The sequence below is a fragment of the Ruegeria sp. CDSA021 genome, from assembly GCF_059612325.1.
Genome location: NZ_JBXWQJ010000005.1, coordinates 96,402 through 114,982, shown reverse-complemented (window position 1 = coordinate 114,982; position 18,581 = coordinate 96,402). Strand labels below are relative to the sequence as shown.

Annotated in this window: 22 protein-coding genes; 13 read left to right on the top strand and 9 right to left on the bottom strand. The window is 57.5% G+C overall.

The genetic code is table 11. The features are described 5' to 3' along the window. The first annotated feature begins 1 nt into the window (after position 1). The 3 genes from AC2FLD_RS08385 (at position 2) to lpdA (ending at position 2,224) form a co-directional block, all read left to right on the top strand. Positions 2–271 (top strand): hypothetical protein, encoded by a 270-nt coding sequence (locus tag AC2FLD_RS08385; protein ID WP_496668578.1) that lies wholly within the window; start codon positions 2–4, stop codon positions 269–271. An 84-nt stretch (positions 272–355) separates the two neighbouring features. Then, positions 356–766, top strand: a complete 411-nt coding sequence (locus AC2FLD_RS08380) for an MAPEG family protein (protein ID WP_496668576.1) — start codon at positions 356–358, stop codon at positions 764–766. A gap of 69 nt (positions 767–835) precedes the next feature. Next, a complete protein-coding gene (gene lpdA / locus AC2FLD_RS08375) occupies positions 836–2,224 on the top strand; it encodes a dihydrolipoyl dehydrogenase (RefSeq protein ID WP_496668574.1) in 1,389 nt (462 codons plus the stop codon). A gap of 22 nt (positions 2,225–2,246) precedes the next feature. Here lpdA and AC2FLD_RS08370 read toward each other — a convergent pair whose 3' ends face one another. Beyond that, positions 2,247–2,825: a TetR/AcrR family transcriptional regulator gene (locus AC2FLD_RS08370; RefSeq protein WP_496668572.1), complete on the bottom strand. Its 579-nt coding sequence runs from the start codon at positions 2,823–2,825 to the stop codon at positions 2,247–2,249. Between the two features lie 102 nt (positions 2,826–2,927). On the opposite strand from AC2FLD_RS08370, the gene AC2FLD_RS08365 reads away from it, so the two are divergent. Continuing rightward, positions 2,928–3,521: an NAD(P)H-dependent oxidoreductase gene (locus AC2FLD_RS08365; protein WP_496668570.1), complete on the top strand. Its 594-nt coding sequence runs from the start codon at positions 2,928–2,930 to the stop codon at positions 3,519–3,521. Between the two features lie 21 nt (positions 3,522–3,542). Here the strand turns inward: AC2FLD_RS08365 and AC2FLD_RS08360 are convergent, their stop codons facing one another. From AC2FLD_RS08360 to AC2FLD_RS08345, 4 genes are read right to left on the bottom strand one after another with little or no spacing between them, the layout of a single operon-like run. After that, on the bottom strand, positions 3,543–4,148 hold the full coding sequence (locus AC2FLD_RS08360) for a pyridoxamine 5'-phosphate oxidase family protein (RefSeq protein WP_496668568.1): 606 nt from the start codon (positions 4,146–4,148) through the stop codon (positions 3,543–3,545). Beyond that, positions 4,135–4,875, bottom strand: coding sequence for a lysophospholipid acyltransferase family protein (locus tag AC2FLD_RS08355; RefSeq protein ID WP_496668875.1), 741 nt, complete (start codon positions 4,873–4,875; stop codon positions 4,135–4,137). The genes AC2FLD_RS08360 and AC2FLD_RS08355 overlap by 14 nt, the downstream gene beginning before the upstream one ends. Then, positions 4,872–5,771 carry a cell division protein FtsX gene (locus AC2FLD_RS08350; RefSeq protein ID WP_050604048.1) on the bottom strand — a complete coding sequence of 300 codons (900 nt, stop codon included), beginning with the start codon at positions 5,769–5,771 and terminating at the stop codon, positions 4,872–4,874. The genes AC2FLD_RS08355 and AC2FLD_RS08350 overlap by 4 nt, the downstream gene beginning before the upstream one ends. After that, the gene (locus AC2FLD_RS08345; protein ID WP_050604230.1) at positions 5,768–6,445 is read right to left on the bottom strand and encodes a cell division ATP-binding protein FtsE; all 678 of its coding nucleotides are present in this window, start codon (positions 6,443–6,445) and stop codon (positions 5,768–5,770) included. The genes AC2FLD_RS08350 and AC2FLD_RS08345 overlap by 4 nt, the downstream gene beginning before the upstream one ends. A gap of 181 nt (positions 6,446–6,626) precedes the next feature. On the opposite strand from AC2FLD_RS08345, the gene AC2FLD_RS08340 reads away from it, so the two are divergent. Beyond that, positions 6,627–7,337: a zinc-ribbon domain-containing protein gene (locus AC2FLD_RS08340; protein WP_496668566.1), complete on the top strand. Its 711-nt coding sequence runs from the start codon at positions 6,627–6,629 to the stop codon at positions 7,335–7,337. 3 nt (positions 7,338–7,340) lie between these two features. Here AC2FLD_RS08340 and AC2FLD_RS08335 read toward each other — a convergent pair whose 3' ends face one another. The 4 genes from AC2FLD_RS08335 to argH all read right to left on the bottom strand — a co-directional run bounded on the left by AC2FLD_RS08335 (position 7,341) and on the right by argH (position 13,079). Further along, positions 7,341–9,833, bottom strand: a complete 2,493-nt coding sequence (locus AC2FLD_RS08335; RefSeq protein ID WP_496668873.1) for a TIGR02302 family protein — start codon at positions 9,831–9,833, stop codon at positions 7,341–7,343. A gap of 90 nt (positions 9,834–9,923) precedes the next feature. Further along, the gene (lysA, locus tag AC2FLD_RS08330; RefSeq protein WP_496668565.1) at positions 9,924–11,189 is read right to left on the bottom strand and encodes a diaminopimelate decarboxylase; all 1,266 of its coding nucleotides are present in this window, start codon (positions 11,187–11,189) and stop codon (positions 9,924–9,926) included. Positions 11,190–11,493: 304 nt separating this feature from the next. Next, the gene (locus AC2FLD_RS08325) at positions 11,494–11,691 is read right to left on the bottom strand and encodes an argininosuccinate lyase (RefSeq protein ID WP_496668563.1); all 198 of its coding nucleotides are present in this window, start codon (positions 11,689–11,691) and stop codon (positions 11,494–11,496) included. Then, the gene (gene argH / locus AC2FLD_RS08320; protein ID WP_496668561.1) at positions 11,691–13,079 is read right to left on the bottom strand and encodes an argininosuccinate lyase; all 1,389 of its coding nucleotides are present in this window, start codon (positions 13,077–13,079) and stop codon (positions 11,691–11,693) included. Before argH ends, AC2FLD_RS08325 begins: the two co-directional genes overlap by 1 nt. 21 nt (positions 13,080–13,100) lie before the next feature. On the opposite strand from argH, the gene AC2FLD_RS08315 reads away from it, so the two are divergent. The 8 genes from AC2FLD_RS08315 (at position 13,101) to AC2FLD_RS08280 (ending at position 18,519) form a co-directional block, all read left to right on the top strand. Then, positions 13,101–13,667: a TlpA disulfide reductase family protein gene (locus AC2FLD_RS08315; protein WP_050604043.1), complete on the top strand. Its 567-nt coding sequence runs from the start codon at positions 13,101–13,103 to the stop codon at positions 13,665–13,667. A 62-nt stretch (positions 13,668–13,729) separates the two neighbouring features. Next, a complete protein-coding gene (locus AC2FLD_RS08310) occupies positions 13,730–14,098 on the top strand; it encodes a hypothetical protein (protein ID WP_496668560.1) in 369 nt (122 codons plus the stop codon). An 84-nt stretch (positions 14,099–14,182) separates the two neighbouring features. Beyond that, positions 14,183–14,512, top strand: a complete 330-nt coding sequence (locus AC2FLD_RS08305) for a hypothetical protein (RefSeq protein WP_496668559.1) — start codon at positions 14,183–14,185, stop codon at positions 14,510–14,512. Positions 14,513–14,571: 59 nt separating this feature from the next. Next, positions 14,572–14,958 carry a hypothetical protein gene (locus tag AC2FLD_RS08300; protein ID WP_496668557.1) on the top strand — a complete coding sequence of 129 codons (387 nt, stop codon included), beginning with the start codon at positions 14,572–14,574 and terminating at the stop codon, positions 14,956–14,958. After that, positions 14,955–15,926 carry a sterol desaturase family protein gene (locus AC2FLD_RS08295; protein WP_496668555.1) on the top strand — a complete coding sequence of 324 codons (972 nt, stop codon included), beginning with the start codon at positions 14,955–14,957 and terminating at the stop codon, positions 15,924–15,926. The genes AC2FLD_RS08300 and AC2FLD_RS08295 overlap by 4 nt, the downstream gene beginning before the upstream one ends. A 93-nt stretch (positions 15,927–16,019) precedes the next feature. After that, positions 16,020–16,208 carry a hypothetical protein gene (locus AC2FLD_RS08290; protein ID WP_157054186.1) on the top strand — a complete coding sequence of 63 codons (189 nt, stop codon included), beginning with the start codon at positions 16,020–16,022 and terminating at the stop codon, positions 16,206–16,208. Between the two features lie 111 nt (positions 16,209–16,319). Beyond that, complete coding sequence (locus AC2FLD_RS08285) at positions 16,320–17,153, top strand: EAL domain-containing protein (protein WP_496668553.1); 834 nt, start codon at positions 16,320–16,322, stop codon at positions 17,151–17,153. Positions 17,154–17,343: 190 nt separating this feature from the next. Continuing rightward, complete coding sequence (locus tag AC2FLD_RS08280; protein WP_050604038.1) at positions 17,344–18,519, top strand: acetyl-CoA C-acetyltransferase; 1,176 nt, start codon at positions 17,344–17,346, stop codon at positions 18,517–18,519. Positions 18,520–18,581 lie beyond the last annotated feature (62 nt).

Sequence of the window (18,581 nt, the reverse complement as noted above, 5' to 3'; positions counted from 1 at the left end):
AATGGCGACACATGTACTGTGGCAGGCCGATGTGGCCGATTTCGACGTTTGGTTGAAAGTGTTCCGCGAGGACAAACCAATGCGCAAGGCCGCGGGTATCCGCGACCTTCACATCTGGCGAGATCCGGAGCAGAAGGACCACGCGGTGGCGTTGTTCGAAATCACCGATCTGGACCGCGCACAGAACTTTATCGAATCTGAAGAATTGGCCATGCACCACGAACGCGGCGGTGTGGCGCATATTCAGACCAAGGTTCTGACACCTGTCTAAACGCGATGGCAGAGCGCAAGCGGTGACACATCTGCTTCTGCGCCCTGCCGTCATACACATCAAACTCCAATGCGGCGTCTTGTAATGAACGCAGAACTGACAGCACTGACTTTGGCGGCCCTTCTACAGGTCTTGCAGTTTGTTCTTATGGCCGTCCCTGCAAACCTGGAGTTGGGCACGGGCAAAACCATGTCACCCCGTGACAGTGCCAGGTTGGGTGGATCTTTGGAGGATCAGCTCTCGGATGGGACCGCCCGCCTATACCGGGCCCTCAACAACCATTTCGAAGGGCTGATCCTGTTTGCGGTCGCTTGCGTTGTTGTCACCGTGTCAGGCAAAGACAGCGCGCTGACGGCCGCCTGCGCTTGGGCCTATCTGGTCGCGCGCGTGCTGTATGTTCCTGCGTACTATTTTGGTTGGAAACCCTGGCGCAGCGTCGTTTGGTTCGTCGGGTTTTTCGCCACCACCCTCATGCTTTTGGTGGTGTTGTTGTGAGACCACCAGTCCATATCCTGTTCAGAGGTTCCCGCCCTGCAGCAGCCCGAATTCTCAAGGAGATCTTCCATGGCAAACTATGACGTTATTGTAATCGGTGCCGGTCCCGGTGGCTATGTCTGCGCCATCCGCTGTGCCCAACTGGGCCTGAAAACCGCTGTGGTCGAGGGGCGCGAGACGCTCGGCGGCACTTGTCTGAACGTGGGCTGCATCCCGTCCAAAGCGCTGCTGCACGCCAGCCATCAGTTGCACGAGGCCGAGCATAACTTTGCCAAGATGGGCCTGAAGGGCAAAAGCCCGTCGGTCGATTGGAAACAGATGCAGACCTATAAGGACGAGGTGATCGACGGCAACACCAAGGGCATCGAGTTCCTGTTCAAAAAGAACAAGATCGACTGGCTGAAAGGCTGGGGATCAATCCCTGCCGCTGGTCAGGTCAAAGTGGGTGAAGAAGTCCACGCCACCAAGAACATCATCATTGCTTCGGGCTCCGAGCCATCTTCGCTGCCGGGTGTAGACGTGGATGAAAAGGTCGTTGTGACCTCGACCGGGGCACTGTCGCTGGGCAAGATTCCGAAGAAAATGGTCGTCATCGGCGCAGGTGTGATCGGGCTTGAGCTCGGCTCGGTCTATCAGCGGCTCGGTGCCGAGGTCACGGTGATCGAGTTCCTCAAGGAAATCACACCTGGCATGGACCCCGAGGTACAGAAGACGTTCCTGCGTATTCTCAAGAAACAGGGTCTAAAGTTTGTCATGGGCGCGGCGGTGCAAAAAACCGAAGCCACCAAGACCAAGGCTAAGGTGACGTACAAGCTGCTCAAGGATGACAGCGAGCATGTGATCGACGCTGATACCGTGCTGGTCGCCACCGGACGCAAGCCTTATTCCGACGGGTTGGGGCTGGATGCCTTGGGTGTTGAGATGACTCCACGCGGCCAGATCAAGGTGGGTACCGACTGGCAAACCAACATGCCGGGCATCTATGCCATTGGCGACGTAACCGAAGGTCCGATGCTGGCGCACAAAGCCGAAGACGAGGGCATGGCCGCAGCCGAACAGGTTGCAGGTAAGCATGGCCATGTAAATTACGGCGTCATTCCGGGAGTGATCTATACTTGGCCCGAGGTTGCCAATGTGGGAGAAACCGAAGCGACACTCAAGGAACAGGGCCGCGCCTATAAGGCTGGCAAGTTCATGTTCATGGGGAATGGGCGCGCCAAGGCGAACTTTGCCTCTGATGGGTTCGTAAAAATACTCGCCGACAAGGAAACCGACCGCATTCTGGGCGCACATATCATCGGCCCGGCCGCTGGTGATCTGATCCACGAGGTTTGCGTTGCGATGGAATTCGGTGCTTCGGCTGAAGATCTGGCCCTGACTTGCCACGCGCACCCCACCTATTCAGAGGCAGTACGCGAGGCCGCGTTGGCTTGCGGGGACGGTCCGATTCACAGCTAAGAATTTTGACCCCGGCAACCCATCAGCCTGTCGGGGTCAGCCACGCATCCAAATAAGTCTCGAGCCTGTCGGTGAATGTCGTTGCTGAATGCAACGCGCAAAACCTCAACGACATGGCCTGAATGGCAAAAGCCTGCACACCTTCGGCCAAAAGCTCGGATGGCACGTCCTTGCGCATGTCAGAAGCTTCAAGCCACAGCATCACGACACGGAAGTATCGCTCAAAGCAATAGGCAATCGGGCCTATGTCTGCGATAGCCGTCGCGCCGGAATACCTGATCAACAGATCGAATACGTATCGCTCGGACGTCATGAAGCTGTGCGCCGGTTCAAGTGCAGCGATGATCTCAGGAACGGTTTTTGGCGGTATTCCGGCTTCGGCCTGATCCAGACACGCATTCAATCTTTCACCGATCAGGATTTCCATAAGCGCATCCTTGTCGTTGAAATGCGCAAAGAAAGTGCCCTTGGCGACACCCGCCGCCTTTACCACTTCTTCCACTCGCAAAGCTTGGTAGCCATCACTTTGGATAACCGCCTCAGCAGCCGAGAGAAGCTTGGCGCGGGTTTTGATTGTACGATTCTGAATCGTCTTCTGCATACCGCTCAATCGCACAGTTTTTGACCGTGGTCAAATTTAATATTGACCGTGGTCATTTTTCTGCCCTACTAATTGACCGTGGTCATTTTTAGGAGAATCACGATGCAACCCAAGAAAATCCTCATCCTCGACGGACACCCGGCAGACAGCAGTCTGTCCCGCACCTTTGCCGAAACATATCGAGACGCCGCCCTAAAAAACGGGCACGACGTCCGAATGGTTCATCTGAGCGATCTGCAGTTCGATTTTGATTTTGGTCATGGCAACTATCACGATTTCAAACCGCTTGAGCCGGTTCTGGAACAAGTGTTGCAAGACTTTGAATGGAGTGATCACCTGGTTCTGACCACCCCGATGTGGTGGGGCGGCCTTCCGGCAAAACTCAAGGGATTGATCGACCGAACGTTCATCCCTGGCCGAACTTTCGACACGCGCAATACTACAAAGATCGGGTTCCCTGCCCCCATGCTGACAGGGCGGACTGCACGCGTCATCCTGACGTCAGACACACCGGGCTGGTTTATGCGGCTGATCTATCGGCAAGCTCTTATCCGACAGGTTCGGGATCAGATCCTTGGATTTGTCGGCTTCAAACCAACCCGTTTCACCTATTTCGCAGGCGCGAGTTATCCCAAACCGGGAAGCGTAGACCGCTGGATCGAAAAGGTTTCCAGGATCGGAGCAGCCGCGGTTTGAAACCGCAGCAGCATGTTTCGTCTACCACATCGTTTTGGCGGCGCGCGCAGCCCATTCACTATCATACTGCGCGCCGCCTTCTTCGCCTTCTGACGCCTCGGACAAAAGTTGCCCAATCGTTGGCAGGGCGCCACTTTCATCCTCGCTGGTCCAGGTACCTGCACGCATCAGAGCACGCGCGCATTGGCTATAAATCTCGGCGATCTCAACAACAATGACCGTCGCGGGGCGCTTGCCGCCCTTCTCGAATTGTCGCCTCAAACCATCATCCGCCGTTACCCGGCCCATCCCATTCACTCGGACGACATTATTGGAACCAGGAACAAAAAACATCAGCGCAACACGCGGGTCTCGCACGATATTCCGCAGCGAATCTAGCCGGTTGTTGCCACGCCAATCCGGCACAACCAGCCTCCGCTCATCCAGTTCCAGCACAACCGGGCCGTCGTCGCCTCGGGGGCTGCCATCCACACCTTCCGGACCGACAGTACTCAGCACACAAAGACGCGATGCCATAATCCACTGGCGATAGAGCGGCGTCAGTCGATGCACGACCTTTCGCAAGGATGGTGCGCCGGGCGCGCCATACAGTGCTTCCAGCGCTGTTACGTCGTCAATGTACTCCATCTGGATCAAACCCCACTTGGCGCATCAGCTTATTCGAGCGTGTTTCGATCACGTCTTCCAATCGGCCAAGAAAATCGTCGCGCTCAACGCCGGGTTCGATTGGCTCAAGAAAATCCACGATCGCAAGGCCGGGTTTGCGCAGTACACCCGTTCGGGGCCAGAAAACCCCGGCATTTGTCGCAACCGGAACGCAAGGAAACCCAAGACCTTCGTACAAAACGGCAGTCCCAACCTTGTAGGGTTTCGTTGCACCCGGTGCCACACGTGTCCCCTGTGGGTAGATCACAAGCTGCCCGGGTTCCGAGAACTCTTTCGAAACATCCTTGACCATCTTGGCCACAGCCGCGCCACGCTTGCCGCGATTGACCGGAATGCAGCCAAGTCGTCGAGCATACAATCCGATTACCGGAGTCCACAGAAGCTCTCGCTTCATGATGAATTTGCCATGCGGAATAGCGCTGAAAATCATGATGATATCGAGAAACGATTGGTGTTTCGCCGCGATGACCACTTCGTTGGTCGGTGGTTTTCCGCGAACTTCACAGCGGATGCCAACCATCCAACCTGCCAACCACATGGTGTTGCGTGCGTAGGTCCGGCAGGCCAGTGCGGCGCCACGCTTGGAAAACAGTGCATAAGGCAGGAAGACGATGCCAAGGATCAGCATCCAGGCGTAGATCACGATCATGAAGATCAACGAACGGACCCATTGAATAGCCATCATCAGGAAAGCTCCTTCAACTTGCGACGGGCCGCAGCCCAGGTGGCGAAAAAGGCAACAGCCGCGCCCAGGATCGGGATGAGAACCGGCAGTAACCAATCCGTGCCCTGAAAGCCAACCCCGGTCAGAAACCCGCCGGCATCTGATGCTTCGGGCAATAGCAAAACGCCCGTCATCCCCAGCAAGGTCCCAACCAATGCCCCGAAAAAGGCGCGATAGGTAAAGCGCCGGACAAAAGCCCCAGCTATAAACCCGTCGCGCGCGCCGACCAGACGCAAAACTTCGATGATCTGCGCATTTGCCGCCAGAGATGCGTTTGCCGCGAGCGTAATCATTGCCGCCGTCGCCCCCCCGATCAGCAGGATCGAGATCCACCCCAAGCGCCGTAGTGACATTGCTGCTTCGACAAGAGGTTCGCGCCATCGCGTGTGATCATCCAGCACCGCGCCCGGCACTTCGGCACCCAGACGCAAGCGCAAGCCCATCACATCCATTCCCGGCTCACCTTCGGTGATTTCGATGAGCTGCGGGATAGGTAAAGTCTCCAGGGGTAGGTCTGGTCCGAACCACGGCGACAGCAACGCGGCTTGTTCCGCGGCGCTTAAGGCGCGCGCCGACGCCACGCCGGGCGTCTGGCTGAGCACCGATAAGGCGGCTTCGGTCTGCGCGGCGAGCTGCTCTGCCGGAGCATTGATCCGCAGGGTTGCGGCCCCCGCCAGTTCCGAGGCCCAGCGGTCGGCAATCCGACCGGACGCAAGCGCCAGCGCCAATGCAAACACCGCCAGAAATGCCATGGCTCCGGCCACAAACAAGGTTAGATGAGCGGTGTATCCGGTTGGGGGAACAACGCGGTTCGCCCGCGTATCTCCACGCAACAAAGTGTTCACTTCAGGGCCGGTCATAGGTCAGCCCCCGCCAATTGCAGCTTGCGCTGAGATATCCGTAACACGCGCGCCTGAACCTGGCTTTTGGCTGCGCGGATAAGGCTCATGTCGTGGGTTGCGATCAATACCGTCTTGCCCATGCGGTTCAGTTCGACCAACAGGCGCAGCAGGCGCTGGGACATCTCCCAATCGACATTGCCGGTGGGCTCGTCCGCCAACACGACATCCGGCGACAGGATAACAGCACGGGCCAAGGCGGCGCGTTGACGCTCGCCACCGGACAATTCAGGCGGATGCGCTTCAAGCCGCGCGCCAAGACCCACCCAGCTGAGCAGTTCGGTCAGATTGTCCTGTTCTGACGCTTCCGAACGCCCAGAAACCATCAATGGCAAGGCGACGTTTTCCGCTAGCGTCATGTGGTCCAGAAACTGACAATCCTGATGCACCACACCAACACGTCGGCGCAGCACGGCCAACTGATCCCGATCAAGGGACGAAATGTCCTGATCAAACACACTCAGTCGCCCCGAAGTTGGCAGCAAGGCCCCATAGCATAGCTTGAGCAGCGTTGTTTTACCTGCCCCCGACGGTCCGGTCAGAAAGTGAAACGACCCCGGCTGCAATTGAACCGAAACATCGCTCAGCAATTCGCCGCCACCGTAGGTGTAGCTGACATTTTCCAGCTCGATCACACGTGCCCCCATTATTTGCCGCTCTTCTTGCCCGAGCAGGGTGGCGGATTCAATGGCTCTACCGAGTCCAATTGGTGACACTTGACCGATGAAACCGAAAACGCCCTTTGCTGACGGGTCTTAACGGAATATCATCCTTGAAAAAACTATTATCGGCCCTTCGGCCGGCCGAGGAGGCAGTATGCGTCTTACATGTCCGAATTGCGGTGCGCAGTACGAAGTACCTGACGAGGTTATCCCAGAAGAAGGTCGCGACGTGCAATGCTCGAACTGCGATCAGACCTGGTTTCAGCCCAAGCACCCGGAAGAACCGGCTGCCGCGCCGGTTGAAGACGCCGAACCGCCAGCACAGGAAAAGGTCGAAGAAGCGGATCAGCCGACAGAAGAACCTGAGATTGTGGAAGAGGCCACCGCCGAGGTTACGGACACCGCTGCCGCCACAGGCAATGTCGACCCTGCCGTCGCCAACATTCTAAAAGAAGAAGCTGCGCGAGAGTCGGAGTTGCGTGCGCAGGAAGGCGGCAATCTGGAAAGCCAGCCTGATCTGGGGTTGGACCAACCGCCAGAACCCAAGGTCAAACCCAAGCGACCCGAAGCCTCGGAAACCGCAGTTGATGCCGGGCAAAAAGACGCGCTGCCGGATGTCGAGGCGATCAATTCTAGTATGCGCGCGACCGAAGCGGAAGATTCCACGCCGCCCCGCAAATCAGGCGGGTTCCTGCGCGGATTTGCGCTGATGCTGATCATCGGCGTGGTTCTGTATCTGATCTACGGCAATGCACAACAGATCAGCGAGGCCGTACCACAGGCCGACCCGCTGCTCAGCTCGTATGTGTCTCTGGTGGATCAGGCGCGGATTTGGCTTGAAGCTCAGGCCGGAGCTCAGAACTGAGGTTTAGAACCGCTCCAACAGACGCTTGAGGTATTCCAGCTCGATCTCGGGGCGGTCCGTTTCTCCGCTCCGGCGGCGGATTTCATCCAGCAACTCGCGCGCCCGGCGATAGACGTCTTCACCTTGCAGCAGGTTCTCGTCAGTTGAAATTGAACCACCGGCCCCGGGGTTTCGACCCAGAGGATCGCGATTATTGGCTTGCGCCTCACCTTCCTGCGTGCCCTGACCCGGCTGGTTCTGCTGGTTCTGGGCCATAGCCTCGCCCAGTGAGCGCAGTCCTTCGCGCAGCGCTTCCATGGCCTCAGACTGACGGTCGATGGCTTCGGCCAGATCATCACCACGCAGGGCTTGCTCCGCCTCGTCCATGGCGCGCCCGGCCCGGCCAAGCGAATCCCGAGCGGCGTCCCCTTCAGGCGTTCCTGCGCCGGGCAGGTTTTGCTGTTGGCGGCTCAGTTCGTTGCGCAGGGCCTGCTGACGGTCTGCCAGTGTTCCTTGCCCGTGCTGACCCTCTCCGGTTTGATCCGAGCCTTGGCCCTGACCACCCTGACCTTCGTGGCTTTGCCCTCGGCCCAGCCCGCCATTGCGGCCTTCATTACCCTGACTTTCGCCAGATTGAGCCCCCGGGTTAAACTGTTCCTGCAAGTCGCGGAACGCCTGATCGCTTAGCCCTTGTTGTTCGCGCAGAGTTTCAGCCAGACCTTCCATCGCCTGCTGACCCTCGGACTGTTGCCCTTGCCCCTGTCCTTGAGTCACGCGCATGTTTTCCATCATCTGCTGGAACTCTTCCAGCGCCTGCTGCGCCTCGGCCATGCGGCCCTGTTCCATCAGTTCCTGAATGCGGTCCATCATGCGCTGCAGGTCATCCTGCGTCATCTGAAGGGACTCGCCACTCTGTCCGGGCTGATTTTCACCTTCCTGACCGTTTTGCTGGGCAAGACGCTGCAATTGCTGCAGGTAGTCCTGCGTGGCTTCGCGCAGCTCTTGCATAAGCTCAGCGATTTCTTCGTCGCTGGCCCCGTTCTGCATCGCTTCGGTCAAACGCTCCTGCGCACGACGCATCCGTTCCAGGGCGTCCGCCAGTGTGCCGTCTTCGATCAACACAGCAAGGTCCCACAAGGCCTGTGCGATCTCATCCTGCTGCTCAGGGTTCAACGCTCCGTAAGTTTGGAAAGCTTCCAGCCGCCGCAAGGTCACACGCAAGCGCAGGTAGGCGGTGTCAGACCGAAACAGATCCTCTGGCAAGTGAGAGACCGCCCGCAACAGCTGGGCCACACGCGGCGCGTTGGACCGAGACCAAAGCAGGTCCCGCCGCTGTTCAATCACCGCCGCCGCCAGCGGATCAAAGAACCGACGGGCCGGAAGGGCCGTCATGTATGGTTCTGACGCCGATTGCTGATCAGCCGCATCCACGGCCATCAAAGTAATCTTCACCGGCAGATGGGCCCAAGGGTGCTGCGAAAAATCCTCGATCAAGTCTTCGCTGAAATCCGCTCGGTCGCCAGTGATCGGCATCGGCAATTCGACCTCGATCACCTGTCGTGGTTCGGGTTTGATCGTCAGACCATGACGGCGATCAACCGATACCAGATCCAATTCGATCCGGGCCGAGCCCGAAACGATGCCATAATCGTCGCTGGCGACAAAGGGCAGCTTCATTTGACCGCCTGCCTCTGCCTCGGCGGATCCCGCAACTGCGATCTTCGGTGTTGCATCATCGATGACCTGCACGGCCCATTCGCGGCCAGCGGGACCTTCGATACGTATCTGGCCAGAACGCTCGGCTACAAATTCCTGTTCGGGACCGGTTGCGGCCTCGGTGCCTATGACCGAGCTGTTTTCGGTCAGGCTATGCGCGCCGACCTCACCATACATCCGCAATGTAATGCGGCTGCCTTTCGGGACTGACAGCTCTGTATCGGCCTGATCAGCAAGGTACAGCGTTGGCAGGCCCGTATATCTTGGGGGTTCAACCCATCCTTCCCAGGTCGGGCCTTGCCCTGCATCCGCGCTTCCCGGCGCCATATCGGCCACCGACCCCACACGCCACAAAGAGCCAAACAGAATCGCCACGACAAAGGCCAATAACGCCGCATAGCGCAGCGCGTAAGGATCACGCGAGGCCAGCCTAAGATCAGGTTTGGCTGGTTCAGCTGCCGCAGCGCGTTGTGCCATTCGGGCTTTATGGGCCTGCCACAACGCAACCGAATCCCGATCTGTTGAACCAATCGCCTGATCATCCAGAAGGGCCTGGATCGGACGACCGGGCAATGTCTCATCCAACCGCATGAGCGCATCTGCGCGAGAGGGCAGGTTGAGTTTTCTCAGCCCCAAAACACCCGCAACGACAATTGAAATTAACGAAAGTGCACCCGCGCCCCAAACGACCTCAACAGCCAGTTGGTCTTGCAGCCCCAGCATCAATGCCGCCAGCAGGACCATAAGGATCGAGAACAGTGGCCAAAACGCCCGCAATACCTGTTCAGCCACCATACCCATGTGGGTCAACCACAGGGACAGGCGCGGAATGGGCAGGTTCGATCTGTTGGTCAAGGCGGGCCTCCGGGTTGGGCCCGCGCGATTATCGCGTCAAAGCCACGATGGTATGGTATCGCGGTTTATGATTTCGTCAAAGCTTGGCCGTTCACGAATGACTGCAAATTGATCACCATTGACCAGAACTTCGGGGATCAGAGGGCGCGTGTTGTATTCACTGGCCATAACCGCGCCATACGCACCCGCGCTGCGGAAGGCGATCAGGTCGCCCGACTTCAATGGTGGCATATTACGTTGCTTGGCGAAAGTATCGCCCGATTCGCACACCGGACCCACGATGTCATAAGGTTGCTGTTCGACCCCGGCAGCCGGTTCCTGCACCGCAACGATGTCGTGGTGTGCCTCATACATCGCAGGGCGGATCAGGTCGTTCATGGCTCCGTCGAGGATCAGGAAATCGCGACCTTCCCCCGACTTCACATAAATCACCTTGCTGACCATCAACCCGGCATTGCCTGCGATAAGGCGACCCGGCTCGATTTCGATCTCGCAGCCCAGATGACCGAGTGTTTTCTTGATCAGGGCGCCGTATTCCACCGGTAGCGGCGGCGCGTCATTCGAGCGCGTGTAGGGGATGCCCAACCCGCCCCCCAGATCAAGGCGGCAAATATTGTGACCTTCGGCGCGCAATTGTTCCGTCAGCTCTGCAACCTTGGTATAGGCCAATTCGAACGGTTCAAGCTCGGTCAGTTGCGAGCCGATATGGACGTCAATGCCAATCACCTCCAACCCCGGCAGGCTGGCGGCGTGGGCATAAACCTCTGAGGCACGGGCAATCGGGATGCCGAACTTGTTTTCGGACTTGCCGGTTGCGATCTTGGCGTGGGTCTTGGCGTCCACATCCGGGTTCACCCGAACAGTGATCGGCGCGACAACGCCCAGCTCCAGTGCAACGGCGTTGATCACGTCCATCTCTGGCTCGGATTCGACGTTAAACTGGCGGATGCCACCAGTCAGCGCGGTGCGAATCTCATCGGCTGTTTTACCCACGCCAGAGAAAACGATCTTTTTACCCGAAACACCTGCCGCCTTGGCCCGCAGATACTCCCCGCCCGAGACCACATCCATTCCCGCGCCCGCCTGCGCCAGCGTTTTCAGGATCGCCTGATTGCTGGCTGCCTTCATCGCGTAACAGACAAGGTGGTCCGTACCTTCGAGCGCATCATCGAACAACTGGAAATGCCGCAGCAAAGTCGCCGTGGAATAGACATAAAACGGCGTTCCGACCGCGGCAGCGATTTCGGAGACAGGGACATCTTCGGCGAAAAGCGCGCCGTCGCGGTAAAGAAAATGATCCATGCCTGCGCGCTTAGACCAGAAGACAGCTTAAAATCAATGGATTCCGAATCCCTCGACCCGGTTAATTTCGGGTCGATACCCCAACCCGGCCATAGCCCGAGATCGATATGCCACTGCCGGACTGCCTAGGTTCGACCGCAGGCTCTGGTCGTCTCGATGAAGACGGTTCACACGCTGCCAGCACCGAAAGCACCAGTACCAGTCCTATTGTTCTCATTTCAGCATCTTTTCTTTTGATGTCACGTGCGTTGGCACTCTGGCGCAACGTGGCGTTTCCCGGGTGGGTCCGCAATACCAAGACTGGTCAGAAACCAAGATAAATTCCAAGCGGCCCACGGCTCAGGCCTACTCCTCCGCCAACATAGGCACCGCTTGAGCCAACCCCGATGGTTGCACTGACTGTGGGTTGTGGCGCTGCGGGTTGAACTGGCTCGCCATCAGCCCCGCAACCGGCCAGCGTGAGGCCAGTAACAATAATCAGGATTGCACGCTGCGCAGACATCACATCATCGCCTTCCATCGTTCGACCTGAGCACGCACCTGATCTGGGGCCGTGCCGCCGTAAGACTGGCGCGAGTTTACCGAATTTTGCACGGTAAGAACAGAATAGACGTCGTCGGTGATTTCTGTGTGAACCGATTGCATATCCTCAAGCGTCAGATCAGGCAGGTCGCAGCCTTTGCTTTCGGCCATCGCCACCAGCGAACCGGTCACGTGATGGGCATCGCGGAAAGGCAGGCCCAAAACCCGCACCAGCCAGTCGGCCAGATCGGTCGCTGTCGAGAAACCAGACCCCGCAGCCGCAGCCAGACTGTCCTGATTGGCGGTCATGTCCTTGACCATGCCTTCCATCGCGGCCAGTGCCAGCATCCAGTTGTCGGCAGCGTCAAAGACCTGTTCTTTATCTTCCTGCATATCCTTGGAATAGGCCAGCGGCAGCCCCTTCATCACCATCATCAGCGCGGTGTTGGCCCCATAGATACGCCCCACCTTTGCGCGGATCAGCTCTGCCGCGTCGGGGTTTTTCTTCTGTGGCATGATGGATGAGCCGGTCGAAAAGCGATCAGACAGCGTAACAAACCGGAACTGGGCCGAGGACCAGATCACCAGCTCTTCCGCGAAACGTGACAGGTGCACAGCGCAGATTGAAGCGGTCGACAGGAACTCCAGCGCAAAGTCGCGGTCGCTGACAGCATCCAGCGAGTTTGCAGCAGGGCGGTCAAAGCCCAGCGCCTCAGCCGTCATGTGGCGGTCGATGGGAAATGACGTTCCGGCCAGGGCCGCAGCGCCCAGCGGGGATTCGTTCATGCGCGTGCGCGCATCGCGGACGCGCGACAGGTCGCGGCCAAACATCTCGACATAGGCCATCATGTGGTGGCCCCAAGTGACGGGCTGAGCGGTTTGCAGGTGGGTAAAGCCGGGCATCACCCAATCGGCCCCCGCCTGAGCCTGCGCCAAAAGCGCGCGGATCAGAGCCAGAAGGCCGGATTCTGCCGCGTCCAGCTGATCACGGACCCAGAGTTTGAAATCGGTCGCCACTTGGTCGTTGCGCGACCGACCCGTGTGCAGACGGCCTGCGGGCTCACCAATCACTTCTTTCAGCCGCGCCTCAACGTTCATGTGAATGTCTTCCAGCGCGGTCGAGAACTGAAACTCTCCGTTCTGGATTTCTGACAAAACGGTGAGCAGCCCTTCCCGAATAGCCTGCGCATCACTATCACTTATAACGCCTGTGGCAGCCAGCATGGCAGCATGGGCGCGCGAGCCTGCGATGTCCTGGGCTGCCATCCGCTGATCGAACCCGATCGAGGCATTGATTGCCTCCATGATCGCGTCTGGACCGGCGGCAAAGCGGCCGCCCCACATCTGGTTCGAAGATTGATCGGTCATGTAAGAAAACCCGGAGTTGATATGCGCCTATTTCGTCTGATCCCCCTTTATATGGCCCTTGCGCTGGGTGCAAACGCCGCATTAGCGACCGATGCCGAGACACTCGCCCCGCTGCGGGAAGACAGCCTGAAGCGTTTGATCCTGCATAAGGAACCCAAACCCGCCAAATCGATCGAATTCCAGCTGGAGGACGATGGCGGTGTTGGCACGCTTGCGGATTATGAGGGCAAATATGTGCTGCTGAATTTCTGGGCCACGTGGTGTGCACCTTGCCGCAAGGAAATGCCTCAGATTGCAGAGCTTCAGGAAGAATTCGGCGGCGACAAGTTTCAGGTTCTGACGTTGGCCACGGGTCGCAACTCACCTGCCGGTATCAAGAAATTCTTTGAAGAGAATGGCATTGCCAACCTGCCTCGCCATCAGGACCCCAGCTCGGCTGCCGCGCGTGAGTTCGGGGTGATTGCGCTGCCGATCACGGTCATCCTGAACCCTGAAGGTCAGGAAATCGCCCGCCTGATCGGCGATGCCGAATGGAATTCTGACAGCGCCAAGGCGATCATCTCGACGCTTGTTGGCGCAGAAAGTTAACACGATTAGAAAAATTTGCAGGATTATAATACCCTCCCGCGCTTAAAGCGTGGGAGGGTATTATGAAACATACGATTTTGTTCCTTGCAGTTGCGGGCGCATTGGCAATCACTGGCACCGCAAATGCCGACTACAAACGGATCAAGACATCGAAACAGTTCAATGCTGATATAGTTGGTAAGAAGCTGATCGACGAACAGGGCAATGTGTTTGTCGCAAATGCCGATGGCACGATTTCAGCCAAACTCAAGAGTGGCAAGAAATTTAGCGGAACCTGGGTTTGGAACAAAAAATTCTGGTGCCGAAACGGAGTACTGGACGGCAAGGCATTGGGTACGGATTGTCAGCTTTGGGAAATTGACGGAGCTTCTGCCCGTATGACCCGCGAAAAAGGCAAGGGAAAAACGACCATCTATTCGGTCAACAACTAAAAGCGACGGAACATTTCAATCTCGTGTTATACTGTCTCTGCCCTGCGGGGCAGGGCATGATTTGCAGTTGAAATGGAGGCAACGATGAAACCTGTCGTACTGCTGATCGGACGGTTGCCAAATGTGATTGGGGATGTAGCACGGCAACTGGATCACCTGCCGATTCAATGGCTGGGTGCGCACGACACGGACGAAGTCCGAAAGCAGTTGGATGCTGAGCCTCGGATTGCCTGCGCCATTTTGGGGGCGGGTCTGGACGACACGGTCCGCGGCGAAATTGTAGGCATCATTGCTGCCCGCCGTCCGGATATCTGCATCCACCTCAAGGATCGGGCCTCGGGCCCTGATGGGCTGGTGCCCTTCGTTCAGCGCGTTGTCCAATATGAAATCCTTGAACGTCTGGAGCGTACCTGACGCAACGCCACCTTTGACAGCCTCAACACGTCTTTGCAGGGTATCCGCAGGAGGATGGGATGCCCTTGGAAATTCTATTGATTCTGGTGGTCGGAGGAATCGCCGGGATCACACTGCTTTTACATCTGACGGGTCGGTCGGAACCTTTCGTGCTGACACCCGAAACCGCACGCGATCAATGGTTGCGACACGCACCGGACGACACCATCATTGATGTCACGGTCTCGAATGACCGTCACGCTGCGCTGGTGCGCACAGAAACCGGCGCAGGGCTGCTGTGGTCGTTTGGCGCCGATACCGTGGCCCGTCATCTGCTGGATTTCGACTGGATCGAGCACCCCGAAGGTTTTGAAATCCAGTTTCACGACTTCGGCACCCCTGGCACCCTCATCCGCCTGGACGAAATAGAGCGCGCGCACTGGCGCCACCTGATGGAGCCCGAATGACAGATCAGATCAGTTTCCCCGATGCCGTTCAATGGGCGGTTCCCTTTTTTGTGGCTGCGATTTTGGCAGAGTTCTTGTGGATCGCCGTCAAAGGCAAAGGCGGGCGGTACGAGACGCGTGATGCAGTGACCTCGCTGATCATGGGCGCGGGCAATATTGCGTCCGGGTTTTTGCTGGGCTTTATCGCCTATGGCTTTTTTATGTGGCTGTGGCAGATTACACCGCTTGATTTGGGAACTTCGATCCCGGTGATCATCCTGTGCTTTGTGCTGGACGATTTCCGCTATTACTGGGTGCATCGTTTTGGCCATCGCATCCGCTGGGTTTGGGCCAACCACGTCAACCACCACAGCTCGCAACATTACAACCTGACAACCGCTCTGCGGCAGCCCTGGACTTATACCTTTACGCTCATGATGGTTGTGCGCGCGCCATTGATCCTGATCGGATTCCATCCGGCCATGGTTCTGTTTGTCGGCGGATTGAACCTGATCTATCAGTTCTGGATCCACACCGAAGCCATCGGAAAGATGCCCCGCTGGTTCGAGGCCGTTATGAACACACCCAGCCATCACCGCGCCCATCACGGCCGGAATGCACGGTATCTGGATTGTAATTATGCGGGTGTCTTCATCATCTGGGATAAGATGTTCAATACTTTTGTGCCAGAACAGGAAAACGACCGCGTCGATTTCGGGCTGGTTCACAATATCGGTACCTTCAACCCGCTGCGTGTGGCCTTTCACGAATGGGTCGGCATCTGGCGTGATGCGATCCAACCCGGTCTGACACTGCGTCAACGATTGGCTTATTGCTTTGCTCCGCCGGGATACAGTCACGATGGCAGCCGCGACAGCTCGGAACAGATCAAGGCCAAACATCTGGCCCACCATCCAGAAGATCGCGGAACGCCCGGATTTGAGCAATTCGACACTAAACTGCCCAGCGGACAGGCAGAACGTGTTTGATACAGGCTGCGACACCCGCAATACCCCTTGAAAATTAGGCTTTACGGGCCATATCGACTCTCAACTGTGGTCAAAGAGTGAACGAGGGTCGATATGAACCGTTTGGCAGTGATTTCCACCTATTTCGGGTTATCCGGCCTTTTGCTCGCGATGTTTGCAGCATTGAATGGCGCAGCACCTGTGTGGATCGTGTTGGGCTTCGCCCTGATGTTGTCAGGCGCCATAGGAGCTGTGTTGAGTGCAGCATCGTCCCTTGCCCGCGCTTGGAACACCTCTCGATAGTTCCTGAAACTGCTGGCGCCTTAACCGCAGATTCATCTGTTTACCCCGAAACTGTGTCGAAACACCTGCCCTGGACAAACCAACTGTCACGGGCACATGGGAATCGGCGCTATGGGAAACAAGAAACTCGCTAATCTGCCCGATGGATCGGAAAACCCGCTGAACGCCGCGGTGTCGACCCGTGATCGTTCGGTTGTTCAGATGGCAACCGATGCGGTGAAACACAAACAGTGCAAGCTGGCTTTTCAGCCCGTCGTGCAAACACATCCTCCGAATGGTATTGCGTTTTACGAAGGGTTCATTCGCGTTCTCGATGAAACGGGGCGGGTCATCCCCGCGCGCGAGTTCATGCCACAGGTTGAGAATACCCCCATTGGCCGGGACCTGGATTGTGTTGCGCTGGAGTTTGGGCTGCGAACTCTGGTGCGGAACCCTGAGATTCGTCTGTCGATCAATATGTCGGCGCGATCGATCGGATATTCGAAATGGTCGGCTATTCTTGATCGGTTCCTCAAGCGGGACTCTGCACTGGGTGAGCGGCTGATCCTTGAAATATCTGAAAGCTCGGCGATGCAGGTGCCCGAATTGGTCATCGACTTTATGGATCGCCTACAGGATCGCGGTATCGCCTTTGCACTTGACGATTTTGGTGCCAGCAATTTCAGTTTCCGTCACTTTCGTGAGTTTTTTTTCGATGCCGCCAAGATCGACGGTCAATTTGTTCGGGGCATCAGTAACAATCCCGACAATCAGACACTGGTGCGCGCCTTGATCGCGGTGGCACGGGAGTTTGAGATTCTGGTCACTGCCGAATCGGTCGAAACTCAAGAGGATGCGGCGTTCCTGATGTCCGTTGGTGTGGATTGCCTGCAAGGCTACCTGTATGGCGCGCCCAGCGTCTCGGCCCCCTGGAAGCAGGAAAGAAGTTCTAAATCAGGGACTTAACCTTGCTTTAGCGGGAAAGTGTTTCCCTCATTTGACGCTGAGACAAGCTGACCGTTGCTGCATGTGCAGCATTACGCTATTGCATGGGTACTTGAGCGGGGGATCACGGGGCGCTCTTGTTTCGAGAGGGCTCCTCTCGGCCTGCGCCGTCAGACATTCCGCTGGCCCATGACGGTAAAGGACTGATCATATGACCAACGTAGTAATCGCATCCGCCGCACGCACAGGTGTCGGCAGCTTTGGTGGTTCGTTTGCGAACACCCCTGCACATGATCTGGGCGCTGCCGTCCTGGAGGCAGTTGTCGAACGCGCCGGAGTAGAGAAAGGCGAAGTCAGCGAAACCATTTTGGGGCAGGTTCTAACAGCCGCCCAAGGCCAGAACCCGGCCCGTCAGGCCCATATCAACGCCGGCCTGCCGCAGGAAAGCGCGGCCTGGGGGATCAACCAGGTTTGTGGTTCGGGCCTGCGCGCCGTGGCCCTTGGCGCACAGCACATTCAGCTGGGCGATGCCGAGATCGTCGCTGCCGGTGGTCAGGAAAACATGACTCTGTCGCCCCATGCCGCAGCTTTGCGCGCTGGCCACAAGATGGGCGATATGAAGTATATCGACACAATGATCCGCGACGGTTTGTGGGATGCTTTCAACGGCTACCACATGGGCCAGACTGCCGAGAATGTTGCCGAGAAATGGCAGATCAGCCGCGACATGCAGGATGAATTCGCTGTTGCCTCGCAGAACAAGGCCGAAGCCGCTCAAAAAGCAGGCAATTTCGCCGATGAGATCGTGCCCTTCACCATCAAGACCCGCAAGGGTGACATCGTGATGGACAAGGACGAGTACATCCGCCACGGCGCAACAATGGAAGCCATGGCAAAGCTGCGTCCGGCTTTCGCCAAAGACGGTTCGGTGACCGCCGCCAACGCGTCGGGCTTGAATGACGGTGCCGCCGCGACCCTGCTGATGTCCGCTGAAAACGCGGAAAAGCGCGGGATCGAGCCCCTGGCCCGCATCGCATCTTATGCAACCGCAGGTCTGGACCCGTCGATCATGGGCGTAGGCCCGATCTATGCCTCGCGCAAGGCGCTGGAAAAGGCAGGCTGGTCTGTTGACGATCTGGATCTGGTCGAAGCCAACGAAGCCTTTGCCGCGCAAGCCTGCGCTGTAAACAAGGACATGGGTTGGGATCCTTCAATCGTGAACGTCAACGGCGGCGCGATTGCAATTGGCCACCCGATCGGCGCCTCGGGCTGCCGCGTTCTGAACACGCTTCTGTTCGAAATGAAGCGCCGCAACGCGAAGAAAGGTCTGGCGACCTTGTGCATCGGTGGCGGCATGGGTGTCGCCCTGTGTGTGGAGCGCGACTAAGTGTTCCAAAAACCAAATAGAAAAGGGCGTCCGCTGGACGCCCTTTTTTGTTACATTGGGGT